This is a genomic window from Streptomyces sp. NPDC056486 (genome assembly GCF_042795295.1).
GTDB lineage: Bacteria > Actinomycetota > Actinomycetes > Streptomycetales > Streptomycetaceae > Streptomyces.
On record NZ_JBHTSF010000003.1, the window covers coordinates 61,107 to 73,112 of the forward strand.

General features: G+C 70.1%; 13 protein-coding genes. 9 read left to right on the plus strand and 4 right to left on the minus strand.

Annotation, left to right across the window (positions count from 1 at the left end; translation table 11 throughout):
* Window positions 1-204: 204 nt before the first annotated feature.
* On the plus strand, window positions 205-528 hold the full coding sequence (locus ACFQ7F_RS02700) for a carboxymuconolactone decarboxylase family protein (protein ID WP_383264994.1): 324 nt from the start codon (window positions 205-207) through the stop codon (window positions 526-528).
* Between the two features lie 56 nt (window positions 529-584).
* Complete coding sequence (locus ACFQ7F_RS02705; RefSeq protein ID WP_383264996.1) at window positions 585-998, plus strand: cupin domain-containing protein; 414 nt, start codon at window positions 585-587, stop codon at window positions 996-998.
* A 102-nt stretch (window positions 999-1,100) separates the two neighbouring features.
* Here ACFQ7F_RS02705 and ACFQ7F_RS02710 read toward each other — a convergent pair whose 3' ends face one another.
* The 3 genes from ACFQ7F_RS02710 to ACFQ7F_RS02720 form a co-directional block, all read right to left on the minus strand.
* Window positions 1,101-1,922, minus strand: coding sequence for an ABC transporter ATP-binding protein (locus ACFQ7F_RS02710; protein ID WP_383264999.1), 822 nt, complete (start codon window positions 1,920-1,922; stop codon window positions 1,101-1,103).
* A complete protein-coding gene (locus ACFQ7F_RS02715) occupies window positions 1,909-2,976 on the minus strand; it encodes an ABC transporter substrate-binding protein (protein WP_383265001.1) in 1,068 nt (355 codons plus the stop codon). The genes ACFQ7F_RS02710 and ACFQ7F_RS02715 overlap by 14 nt, the downstream gene beginning before the upstream one ends.
* A gap of 70 nt (window positions 2,977-3,046) precedes the next feature.
* A complete protein-coding gene (locus ACFQ7F_RS02720) occupies window positions 3,047-3,928 on the minus strand; it encodes an ABC transporter permease (protein ID WP_383265003.1) in 882 nt (293 codons plus the stop codon).
* A 394-nt stretch (window positions 3,929-4,322) separates the two neighbouring features.
* On the opposite strand from ACFQ7F_RS02720, the gene ACFQ7F_RS02725 reads away from it, so the two are divergent.
* Window positions 4,323-5,240, plus strand: a complete 918-nt coding sequence (locus ACFQ7F_RS02725) for an LLM class F420-dependent oxidoreductase (RefSeq protein WP_383265005.1) — start codon at window positions 4,323-4,325, stop codon at window positions 5,238-5,240.
* A 34-nt stretch (window positions 5,241-5,274) separates the two neighbouring features.
* Here ACFQ7F_RS02725 and ACFQ7F_RS02730 read toward each other — a convergent pair whose 3' ends face one another.
* A complete protein-coding gene (locus ACFQ7F_RS02730; protein WP_383265008.1) occupies window positions 5,275-6,123 on the minus strand; it encodes a LysR family transcriptional regulator in 849 nt (282 codons plus the stop codon).
* Window positions 6,124-6,603: 480 nt separating this feature from the next.
* Here ACFQ7F_RS02730 and ACFQ7F_RS02735 point away from each other — a divergent pair, with 480 nt between their 5' ends.
* From ACFQ7F_RS02735 to ACFQ7F_RS02760, 6 genes are read left to right on the plus strand one after another with little or no spacing between them, the layout of a single operon-like run.
* Entirely contained in the window at window positions 6,604-7,311 is a 708-nt protein-coding gene (locus ACFQ7F_RS02735) for an alpha/beta hydrolase (RefSeq protein ID WP_383265011.1), read from the plus strand.
* On the plus strand, window positions 7,308-8,156 hold the full coding sequence (locus tag ACFQ7F_RS02740) for a sulfurtransferase (RefSeq protein ID WP_383265014.1): 849 nt from the start codon (window positions 7,308-7,310) through the stop codon (window positions 8,154-8,156). The genes ACFQ7F_RS02735 and ACFQ7F_RS02740 overlap by 4 nt, the downstream gene beginning before the upstream one ends.
* 26 nt (window positions 8,157-8,182) lie before the next feature.
* Complete coding sequence (locus ACFQ7F_RS02745; RefSeq protein ID WP_383265017.1) at window positions 8,183-9,109, plus strand: ABC transporter permease; 927 nt, start codon at window positions 8,183-8,185, stop codon at window positions 9,107-9,109.
* 2 nt (window positions 9,110-9,111) lie between these two features.
* Window positions 9,112-9,870 (plus strand): ABC transporter ATP-binding protein, encoded by a 759-nt coding sequence (locus ACFQ7F_RS02750; protein ID WP_383265019.1) that lies wholly within the window; start codon window positions 9,112-9,114, stop codon window positions 9,868-9,870.
* The gene (locus tag ACFQ7F_RS02755) at window positions 9,867-10,838 is read left to right on the plus strand and encodes an ABC transporter substrate-binding protein (RefSeq protein ID WP_383265022.1); all 972 of its coding nucleotides are present in this window, start codon (window positions 9,867-9,869) and stop codon (window positions 10,836-10,838) included. Before ACFQ7F_RS02750 ends, ACFQ7F_RS02755 begins: the two co-directional genes overlap by 4 nt.
* A gap of 44 nt (window positions 10,839-10,882) precedes the next feature.
* On the plus strand, window positions 10,883-11,983 hold the full coding sequence (locus tag ACFQ7F_RS02760; protein ID WP_383265025.1) for an LLM class flavin-dependent oxidoreductase: 1,101 nt from the start codon (window positions 10,883-10,885) through the stop codon (window positions 11,981-11,983).
* Window positions 11,984-12,006 lie beyond the last annotated feature (23 nt).

The following is a 12,006-nucleotide window of genomic DNA, read 5'->3' on the forward strand; positions in this document are numbered from 1 at the left end:
CACCGACACCATCACCCGGCGCCCTCACAGCGCCCGGGGGTTCGGGGGGACTGCCGCGTCTGCGGGCTTGCTGCGCCAGCCCCCCGCCCCGGCCGGTGCGCGGGACGACGCCGCCACCCCGGCCCCGTCGCAGCACTGACACCCGTCGGCCGGCCAGAGACCGGATTCCGCCGGAACACCCCGTATGCAACAAGGAGAGACACCATGCCCAAGCAGTCCGCCCCCGAAGAACTGAAGACGATCGCTCCCAAGCTCGTCGAGGTCACCGACAACGTCCTGTTCGGCGACGTCTGGGAGCGCCCCGGCCTGTCCCCGCGTGACCGCAGCCTGGTCACGGTGAGTGCGCTGGCCGCGCTGTACCGCGGCGAGCAACTGGGCTACCACCTCGGCGTCGCCCTGGACAACGGGCTCAGCGTGGAGGAACTGTCCGAGGCGATCACCCACCTCGCCTTCTACGCGGGCTGGCCCAACGCGATGACCGCGATCAACCAACTCAAGAAGATCGCCGACGAACGCGGCGCCGCCTGAACTCGCCCCTCCCGCCACCTCTCCGTCCCTCCCCGAACACAGCAAGGAACCGCACCATGGAACACATCACTTCCACCCCGACGGCCAAGGCCCCGGCCGAACGGTTCACCGGAGACGTCTACCTCAACATGATCGAGGCACCGGCGGAGCCCGCCCGTCTCGCCGCCGCTCTGGTCCGCTTCACCCCCGGCGCCCGCACCAACTGGCACTCCCACGCCAGCGGCCAGACCCTCTACGTCACTGACGGCGTCGGCATGGTCGGCACCCGCGACGGCGAAGTGGTGCGCGTCAGCGCGGGCGAGACCGTGAAGTGCCCGGCCGGCGAAGAGCACTGGCACGGCGCCACCGACACCGCGCTCATGGCACACATCGCCATGGTCGTCGGTGACGGCAACGGCGACGGCACCACCTGGCTCGAGCCCGTCACCGACGACCAGTTCACGCACGCACTCACCGCGCTCGACAGCTGACCCGCAGCGGGTTGGGGCCCAAGCCCGGCGTGGCCACCTCCGCTCCCGCTCCTGCAGAACGAACCAGCAGGAAAGGTGACTCTCAGCCACCTCCGCCCCGCGTCAGGCCGCCGCCGCAGACTTGACCGCGTGGGCGACCTGGGTACGTAGGTCGGTGAACTCAGCGGACTCGCGCAGCTCGTCGGCGTCGACTGCGCCCCTCGGCAGGTTGATCGGCAGATCCAGGGCTACGGTCCCGGGGCTCTTGCTCAGCACCACGATGCGGGAGCCGAGGAACACCGCCTCGTCCGCGGAGTGGGTGACGAACACCGTGGTCCGTCCGGTCTGGGCGGTCACCTCCCGTACGTCCTCCTGAAGCCGCTCACGGGTCAGCGCGTCCAGGGCGGCGAACGGTTCGTCGAGCAGGAGCAGTGGGTTCTCGGCCGCGAGGGCGCGGGCGATGGCGACGCGCTGCTGCTGACCGCCGGATATCTCCCAGATGCGTCGCTTCCCCATCCCTTCGAGACCGACGCGCTCCAGCAACTCCGCCCGCCTGTCGGGCCATTGGGCACGGTCGACCCCCGCATACCGCAGCGCCAGGTCGATGTTGCCCTGCACCGTCCGCCACGGAAACAGCCGCGGCGACTGGAACACCACACCGGCTGCCTCACCCGGCCGCGGTGCGGCGCCGGAGACGCGCACCGAGCCGTGGGTGGGCTGCTCGAACCCGGCGATCAGCCGCAGCAGTGTGCTCTTGCCGCAGCCGGACGCACCGACGAGCACCAGGAACTCACCCGCGGGGACGGTCAGGTCGACCGGCCCCACGGCGGTGACGGTCTCGCTGCCCCGGCCGTACTGGTGGGTGATGCGGTCGAGACGTACCGACCCGGCACGCTCGGTGTCCGATGCCTCAACTCCCTTGCTCACGGTCTCACTTGAGGACATCGGGCAGTCCCTTCAGATAGAAGGCCTTGCGGACGGCGTCCGCGGACGGCGCGGCGTCGATCTGCTTCTGGTCGGCCAGGAACTGGCCGGTGTCGGTGACGTAGGTATGCAGCTTGCCCGGGTTGCCTTCGGTGCCCAGCCAGTCGGCGGAGGCGACCTTGTCCGGAGTGAGGAACACTCCCTGCGCGAGCTGGGCCTTGGCGTCCGCCACACTGATGCTGAGCTCGGCGGCGATGGCCTTGACCGAGCCGTCGGGGTCGGACTTGAGCAGGCTCAGGGCCTGGGCCTCCACCTTCCGCCAGGTGTCGATCGCCTTCGGGTCCCTGTCGATCAACTCGTCGGACACGACGGCCAGGTCCAGAGTCGGCTTGCCCGCCGCGCCGATCTTCTTGCTGCTGGTGAGCTGGGTGCCGGACTTGCGCAGCTCGTCCAGCGTCGGCAGCCAGACGTAGGCCGCGTCGATGTCCCCGCGCTCCCAGGCGGCGATGATCGCCTGCGGCTGCAGGTCGACCAGCTTGACGTCGGACGCCTTGAGACCGGCCGTCTCCAGCGCCGCCAGCAAGCTGTAGTGCGACGTCGAGGCGAAGGGGGTGGCGATCGTCTTTCCCTTGAGACCGGCGACGTCGGATATCCCGGCGCCCTTGCGGGCCACCAGTGCCTCGTTCTCGCCCGCGACATCGAGAATGAAGGCAACCTTGTACGGGATCGGTGAACTCCCGGAGAGCCCGCGGGCGAACGGGCTGGAACCCAGCGCGGCGATGTCGAGGGACTTGCCAAGGAAGGCCTGGTTGACGTTGGCCCCGGAGTCGAACTTGATCCAGGTGATCTTGTAGTCCGGCAGCGCCTTCTCCAGCAGCTTTTTGTTCTTCACGAGCAGGTCGCCGCTGGGAAAGGCGAAGTAGCCGATGCGCAGCCGCTTGGACCCGCCGGACGCGGACGCCTCGCTGCCCGATGAGCAGCCGGTGGCGACCGCGGACACCGCGGCCAGGGCGCCTGCGAGCAGCAGGCGTCGGGACGGGTGTCGAGAAGTGCCTTCAGGAGTGGAGCGAGACATGGCGGGCCGTTTCTGTTCAGGTCTTGCAGGAAGGAATTCTGTTCCGGAGGGAAAAGGCAGAGACAAGGGCCTAGACGTGCCCGCGCCAGGGCACGACAGCGCGCTCCAGCCGAAGCAGCAGACCGTCGATGAGCAGTCCGGAGACGCCGATGGCGATGATGCCGACGAGCACCACGGGGGTGTTGTTGTAGTTGGCGGCGTCCTTGACCATGCCGCCGATTCCGGGCAGCCCGTTGACCAACTCGGCGGCGACGAGGGAGGAGTAGGCCACGCCCACTGCCAGCCGGATACCGGTCAGCGTCTGAGGCAGGGCGGACGGCACGACGACATCCTTGACGACATCCCACCGAGAACCGCCCAGGGCACGAGCCGCCTCGATCAGGCTCTGCGACACGGCGGTCACCGCGGTCGTCGTGGACACCGCCACCGGCGGGAAGGCGGCAACGGCCAGCAGAGTGATCTTGGGTTCCTCATTGATGCCCAGCCAGATGATGAGCAGTGAGAAGTACGCCAGCGGAGGCAGCGTCCGCAGGAAGGTGATCCAGGGCTCGAACAGCGACCGGACCCAGCCGACGGTGCCCATGAGCAGACCGAAGACCACCCCGAGGGCGATACCGAGACCGGCCCCGAGCGCGATGCGTCGCAGGCTGATGCCCAGGTGCTCGATGAGTGTGGTGCCGTTGTAGCCACGTACTCCGTCGTGCGTCGTGGACACCTCGATGAACGCGCTCCACACCTTGGCCGGGGGCGGGACCAGCGTCTCGCTCCACGTTCCGCTCACCGCAAGCAGCTGCCACAGGAGGAGGAACAGGAGAAGGGAGCCGAACGGCAGGGCGACGTGACGCAGGCGCGCCGTGCCGCGGGGACGTCGCCGCACCGGCGCTACGTCGGGCAGAGGGGTGAGGTCGGCCTGTGGTGGAGCGGCCTGTGGTGGGGAGGGGGTCGTGGACATGAGGGCGGGGCCTCCATGGGCGCCGGAAGATGAGCAGTTGCGGCCGGGCGGGACCCGGGCAACTCGGGGAGCGCACCGAAGTGCGGGAGGAAGGGGCGCCGCCGGGACCATCACCGGACGGCGGGGCGCGTCAGGAACGCGCGATCAGGAGAGCGAAATCAGCTGCACGAACAACACGAAAGGGGGCACCGGCACAGGTCGATGACCAGGCGTCGCACCAGCAGTTCGTGAATCATGGGGCCCATTTCTACAGCAGCCACGGCTCTTCATCAAAAGGTGTCCCGCTCCCTGGACGAGAACGCTGGGTGCAGCAGCGGCAGCCGTTACACAGCCGCCATGAACTTGTCATATACGGGCCGGAATGACGGTCGCGCGACTGATGGTTGCGGTGAGTATGACCATCGGAGTAGCGCTTTCACTTCAGGACCGAGTCGACAGTACGGTGCAACTCGCGCGGGAGGCTCACGAGGCCGGACTGCGCTCCGCGTGGTTCGGCCAGACCTTCGGGTACGACTCCCCCACGCTCGCCGCGATCGTCGGCCGCGAGGTGCCGGGGCTGCACGTCGGCACCTCGGCGATCCCGGTCTTCGGCCGTCACCCCCTCCTCGTCTCCAGCCAGGCCCAGACGGCCCAGGCCGCGACCGGCGGCCGCTACCACCTGGGCCTCGCGCTCGGCACGAAGCTGCTGACCGAAACGGCCTTCGGCATCCCGCACGAGCGCCCCATCCGCCTGCTCCGTGAATTCCTCACCGCCTTGCGCCAACTGCTCGAGACAGGCAGCTCCGACTTCCACGGCGAGCTGCTCACCGCCACCACGCCCCTGCCGGCACAGGTACCTGGCGCCGAGCCGCAGGTGCCGCTCCTGGTGGCCGCCATGGGTCCGCAGGCACTGCGTGTCTCGGGTGAACTCGCGGACGGCATCCTGCCGTTGCTGGCCGGTCCGCGTGCGCTCGCCGAGCACATCGTCCCGGCCGTCACCGCCGCGGCCGAGGCGGCGGGCCGGCCCGCGCCCCGGATCGTGGCCTTCGTGCCCGGCGTCGTCACCTCCGACGCCGAGACGGTACGGCAGACGGCGACCGAAGCTCTCGCGTTCTATGAGCAGTTCCCCTCCTACCAGCGCGTCATCGAGCTCTCCGGCGCCACCCGGGCCGCCGACCTGGCCGCCATCGGCGACGAGGAGGCTGTCGCCGCCGAGGTACGCCGGTATCGAGAAGCCGGAGCGACCGAGGTGGTGTTCACGTCGACGGACCTCGGCAGCGAGGCGGACCGACGCCGGACATGGAAACTGCTCGGAGAGCTGGCCGACGACTGAGGGAGGCCAACAGTGTGGCGAGTCCCGCCCCGTGTCAGCGCAGAAGGTCCCGTACGGCGTCGAAGGCGGCCGTGACCGTGGCCGGGTCCGCTCCGGGGCGGGCCAGCGCGCTCATGGGGATCGGGGTGACCGGGGGCAGCCCGTCGTACGGGGTGAGGCCGTCGGGGGCGGGTCCGACCGCGGCGAGCAGGGCCACGCCCTGGCCGGTACGGGCGATGTCAAGGACGCCCGCCAGATAGCCGGCGTCGCCGACCACCGAGGCCGCGACGCCGTGCGCGGCGAGGGTCGCGATGGCCCGGCGCCGGATCGCGCAGGGGTCCTCGATGGCGACGAGGGGAACTGGAGCGGGCGCGGTGGGCGGCACCCAGCCGGGTGTCGCGTGCCAGGTGAGCGGCAGCCCGCCGACCGGAGTGCCCTCGGTGGCGGCGGCTTCGGTGACATACACCGCCACGTCCACGCTGCCGCGCTCCACGGCCTCGACCAGGCGCGCCGAGCGGTCGATACGGAAGCGCACCCGGCAGCCGGGGCGCACCTCCTGGACGGCGGCGGTGAGCCGGGGCAGGAACTGGTCGGCGGCATGCTCGGTGGAACCGATGGTGACCGTGTCCCCGTCCGTCTCAAACAGGGCTCGCACCGCCTGGTCGTGGACGGCGAGGATACGGCGGGCCTGCTCCACTAGCAGCCGCCCCTCGGGCGTGAACCGCATGCCACGCCCCTCACGTTCGACGACCGGGCGGCCGAGCGTCTTCTCCAGCCTGCGCACGTGCTGACTGACCGCGGACTGGCTGAGGGCGAGGAGGCCGGCCGCGCGGTGGAAGCCGCCGCAGTCGGCTATCGCGGTCAGGCTGCGCAGGGCCACGATGTCGAGGACAGGTTGGGGCATGCGGTGACCGTAGCCCGTTTCCGGAACCGATCGCGATTGCTTATCGGTTTCGATGCGGAATCGTCGTTGGACGCGGTCGGCCGCGGCCGGTCATGATGAGGCCATGCTTCACACGACCGCTTCCGCTGCCTTCCTGACGCAGCGCCGAGTCATCGACTTCGGCGTGGCGAGCAGCGCGCGCTGTCGCTGACCTCCTGAAGCACTCCGCGATCTCCTGAAGCGCTCCGCCGACGGCCACTGACGCGTCCGGCCCGCTGAGCCTCCCTCCTCGCGTCCTTCCCGGGTCACGTCCCTCCAGAATCGCGCGCAGTCCCACCCGAGTCGCGTGCTGTCCCGCCCGAGTCGTGTGCAGTCCCGGCTGACACGTGACAGCGGGTTCTGAGCCGTGCCCCCCGTCGCCATCTGCCCCTGTCGCCCTGCCCTGTTCCGCTGCTCTTTCCCCTGCTCTTTTCCCCTGCCTCTCAAGGGAGTTGCCCCCTCATGCCCGCTTCTCTTTACTCCTGGAACGAACCCGACGACCTTGCCGCGCGCGGCACGCTGATCGTGCTGGCCGGGCGAGGTGAGCACGGCGGCGTCTACGAGCGATTCGGCCGTCGGCTCGCCTCCGACGCCTACGCCGTACGCGCCCTCGGTGACCCGTCAGCTGACCCGTCGGTCCTCGAAGAGGCCGCCAAACTCCTCGCCGACGAGTCGCTTCCCGGGCCGAAGGTGCTCGTCGGCTCGGACACCGGCGCTCGGTACGCGGCCCACCTCGCCGCCGAGCAGACGCCCGGGATCGACGCCCTGATCCTCATCGGTCTGCCTACCGCGCCTTGGATCTCCGGGAGTTGGGACGCCGAACTCGAGGCACGGACGGCCTGCACCACCCACCAGGGCCGTCTCACGAACGACCCTGACTTCCACCGCGGAGCCATCGGCGCAGCCGTGGACCTCCCGGAGCTCCGCCTCGATCTCGTCCACGTCCCGGTCCTTGCACTGCACGGCGCGGACGACACCATCAGCCCCCTAGACCAGGCGCTCGACGCGTACGCGGGATTTTCCGGGGTGCGGACCGTCACCTTCAACGGCGGCCGCCACGACGTACTGAACGACGCGCAGCACCGCACCGCCGCCGCCACAGTCCTCCTCTTCCTGGAGCGGCTGCGGCTCTCCCCCGAACTGCCCCTGATCGCCGAGGGCCTCGGATGACCGCCCGTGTGACGACGACGGTCGCCGAGCTCGATACCCTGCTGCGCTCCGACGCCCCGCCGGTGCTGCTCGACGTGCGCTGGGCGCTCGGCGATCCGCACGGCCGCGTCCACCATGCGGCCGGGCACGTTCCCGGTGCGGTGTACGTGGATCTGGACACCGAACTGGCAGCGCCGCCGAGCCCGGCCGGTGGCCGCCATCCGCTGCCGGACCTCGCGGATCTGCAGGTCGCGGCGCGGAGGTGGGGCGTGCGGGCCGGGCGTCCTGTCGTGGTGTACGACGACTCGGGGAACACGGCCGCGGCTCGGGCGTGGTGGCTGCTGCGCTACGCCGGGGTGTCCGACGTGACGCTCCTGGACGGGGCGTTGGGCGCCTGGCGCTCGGCCGGGCAGCCCCTGGAGACCGGCGCGCCCGCCGATCAGGCGCCGGGTGACATCGTTCTGCGTCCGGGCGGCCTTCCGGTCACCGATGCGGACGGTGCCGCCGAACTCGCCGCGACGGGGCTCCTGTTGGATGCCCGCGCAGCCGAGCGGTACCGGGGTGAAGTGGAGCCGGTGGACCCGCGTGCGGGCCACATCCCGGGCGCGGTCTCCGCGCCGACCGGGGAGAACCTCGCGGCCGACGGGACCTTCCTGCCCGCCGAGGTGCTGCGCAAGAGGTTCGAGAGCAGGGGTGCCGCCGAGGCCGACCGCGTCGGCGTCTACTGCGGCTCCGGCGTCACCGCCGCCCATCAGATCGCCGCCCTGGCCCTGGCCGGTTTCGACGCGACACTCTTCCCCGGTTCCTGGTCCGCCTGGTCCGCCGATCCCGCACGCCCCGCCGTGACCGGCCCCCTGCCGTCCTGAGGCGACGCGAGAGGAATTCCCCCATCATGACGACGAAACCGCTCGGTCCGACGGCCACAGCGCCGCCGGACGAAGACGACCCCACACCCAAGACCGACAGCGCACTCTCCAAGCTCTCCACGCTCCCGAAGGACGAGCCCGCACCGCGCGTCACCATCCGCGGCACCGCGCGCACGGCCCGCCGGCTCACCGTCCCCCGCCCGGTACGCCGTACCGCAGGGCCCGTGGGTCTTGTACTCCTCTGGTTTCTGACATCGGCCACCGGCGTACTCCCCGAGTCCGTGCTCGCCTCACCCATGGATGTCCTTGACCAGGCCGTCGAACTGACGAAGAACGGCGAACTCCCCGGCGCCATCGCAGCGTCGGGACGCAGGGCCGCCACCGGCTTCCTGATCGGTGCGGTGATCGCGCTGAGCCTGTCCCTCCTTGCCGGCCTCTTCCGGCTCGGCGAGGACGTCATCGACTCCTCGATGGGCATGTTCCGGGCGATCCCCTGGGTGGGTCTCATCCCCCTGTTCATCGTCTGGTTCGGCATCGAGGAGACCCCGAAGATCGCCCTTGTCGCGCTCGGCGTGACCTATCCGCTGTACTTCAACATCTACGGCGGCATCCGCTCGACCGACTCCCAACTCGTCGAGGCCGCACGGATGATGGGGCTCGGCAGGCTGGGCCTGATCCGCTACGTCATCCTGCCGAGCGCGCTGCCTGGAGCACTGGTGGGTCTGCGGTACGCACTCTCCACCGCCTGGCTGGCGCTCGTCTTCGCCGAGCAGGTCAATGCCGACGCCGGTCTCGGCTATCTGATGAGCAACGCCCAGCAGTACTTCCGCACGGACATCATCGTGCTCTGCCTCGCCGTGTACGCGCTGCTCGGTCTCGCCTGTGACTTCGCCGTACGCATCCTCTCGCGCCGCCTGCTGACCTGGCGGGCCAACTTCGACGGTGAGGCCTGACGATGACCACCTCCGTACTCAACAGCGTGGAGATCCGCGGGCTTTCACGGGCCTTCGACGGCCACACCGTCCTGCACGAACTCGACCTCGACATCCGCGATGGCGAGTTCGTGGCCCTCCTCGGGCACAGCGGCTGCGGCAAGTCGACGCTGCTGCGCATCCTCGCCGGGCTCGACGAGGAGATCGGCGGCGAGGTCACCGTGCCGGCCCGGCGCAGCGCCGCCTTCCAGTCGCCGCGGCTGCTCCCCTGGCTGAAGGTGTGGCGCAACGTCGTCCTCGGCCTTCCCGGACGGCCCGACCGCGCGCTCGCCGAGCGGTCACTGGACGAGGTCGGCATCGCGGAGCGGGCGGCCGTCTGGCCGAAGACCCTCTCCGGAGGTCAGGCCCAACGCGTCTCGCTCGCCCGCGCCCTCGTCCGCGAGCCCGAACTCCTGCTCCTGGACGAGCCGTTCGGCGCCCTTGACGCGCTGACGCGGGGCAAGGTGCAGCAGCTGGTCGCCGAGCTGTGGCAGCGGCACGGCTGCGCGATCCTCCTGGTCACACATGACGTGGAGGAGGCGCTGCTGCTCGCCGACCGTGTGCTCGTGATGGACGAGGGGCGCATCGCCCACGATCTCACCGTCACCCTGCCCCGCCCCCGGGATCTCACCGCCCCCGAGTTCGTCACCCTCCGCGCCCGCCTCCTGGGCTGGCTCGGTGTCACCCACACCGACACTCCGGCTGACGCCCGCACCCGTACCCCCGAAGGGATCCCCTCGTGATACGCCGACTCGCCGCCGCCGCGCTGAGCATCTCCGCCCTGCTCGCGCTCACAGCCTGCGGCGCCGACTCCTCCGCCGATGCGGCCGGCGGCGACGACGAGGTCACCCTGACCATCGGCGACCAGGCCAAGACCCTCCAGACCATCGTGGCCGCATCCGGAGCACTCAAGGGCGCCGACTACAAGGTGAAGTGGGCGGAGTTCGAGGGCGCGGCCCCGCTCTACCAGGCCGTTCAGGCGGGCGCCGCCGACACCGCGTACTCCGCCGATCTGCCCGCGCTCCAGGCGCTCAGCGGCGGGGTGAAGTTCAAGAACGTCGCCGCGCTCAGGAGCGACGGACGGCACGTCGGGATCGTCGTCCCCAAGGGATCGGGCATCAGCAGCGTCAAGGATCTCAAGGGTCAGAAGGTCGTGGTGTCCTCGGCGAAGGGCAGCATCTCCGAGTACCTGCTGGCCAACGTGCTCCGGCAGAACGGGCTCAAGTACTCCGACGTGAAGGTCCAGTACCTCCTGCCGAGCGACGCGCAGGCCGCTTTCGCCTCCGGGAAGATCAAGGCCTGGGCGACCTTCGGCGTCTACCAGTCCGTCGGCCTGGCACAGGGCGGAAAGCTCCTCGTCGACGGCGCCGACGGGCGCGTCAGCGGCTACGGCTTCATCGGTGCCTCGGACAAGACTCTGGCGGACCCGGCGAAGAAGACCGCGCTCAGGGACTTCCTTGGACGCCTGTCCAAGGCCCTGACCTGGACGAGCACACACCAGGACGCGTACGCCGACGCCATCGTCGAGCGGAACGGCGCCGACGCCTCGGTGGCGAAGACGCTCGCCTCCGCCGCGTACAGCAAGGTTCTGCCGGTCACCTCCGACGTGAACGGGACCGTGCAGGGCGTGGCCGATCTGATGCACGGCATCGGTGTCCTCACCCCGAACGTGGACGTGGCGAAGTCCGCCGACACCTCCGTCCTCAAGTGACCTTTCGAAGCCCTCAAGCGGCCCTTTGAAGCAAGGAGTTCACGATGCCTGTCGAGTTCATCAGCGCTGTCCACACCGATTCCGGGGCGTCCGGTCCCGCCGCGAGCGCACGCACCGGCTTCGACCCCGACTATGTACGCCGCTATGCCCGCGCCCTGGACGACGGCGGCTTCGACCACACCCTGGTCGCCTACCACTCGGCGTCCCCGGACGCCCTTCAGCTGGCACAGTTCGTCGCCACGCACACCGAGCGCATCCGGCCGGTCCTCGCACACCGCCCCGGCGTCATCTTCCCGACCCATGCGGCTCGCGCCTTCGCGACCCTTGACCGGATCAGCAACGGGCGCCTGTCCGTGCACATCATCTCCGGCGGCAGTGACGAGGAGCAGCACCGGGAGGGCGACTACCTCAACAAGGCCGAGCGGTACGAGCGTTCGGACGAGTACATCCAGATCCTGCGCAAGGTGTGGACGGCGGACGGGCCGGTCTCGCACGAGGGCAAGCACTACACGTTCGAGGGTTTCCACTCCGACGTACGGCCGGTCAACGGGCTCGTCCCGATCTCGGTGGGCGGCTCATCCCAGGACGCGTACCGGGTGGGCGGGCAGCAGGGCGACATCTTCGGGCTGTGGGGCGAGCCGCTGAAGGAGACCGCCGAGCAGATCGCCGCCGTCAACGCGGTCGCCGACGCCGCCGGACGTCCCCGCCCGCGGATCTGGGTGTCGTTCCGTCCGATCATCGCGCCCACCGACGAACTGGCCTGGGAGAAGGCGCACCGCACGCTCGGCGTGCTCAAGGAGCAGGCAGCGAGTACCGAGCTGTTGCGCCACTACCGGACGACGGGACGTCCGGCCAACGTCGGCTCGCAGCGCCTTCTCGACATCGCAGAGCGGGGCGAGGTCCAGGATCGCTGCCTGTGGACGGCCCCGGCGGTCGCCACGAATGCCGCAGGCGCCTCCACCGCGCTCGTCGGCTCCCCCGAGACGGTCGCCAAGGCGCTGCTCGACTACGTCGACATCGGCTGCGACCTGCTGTCGATCCGCGGCTACGACCCGCTCAACGACGCGATCGACTACTCCCGCTACATCCTCCCGCTGGTCCGCCAGGAGCTCGCGCACCGCGCCGCGACCTCCCAGGCCGCCTGACCCGCTCTCAGCTCTCATGGAGA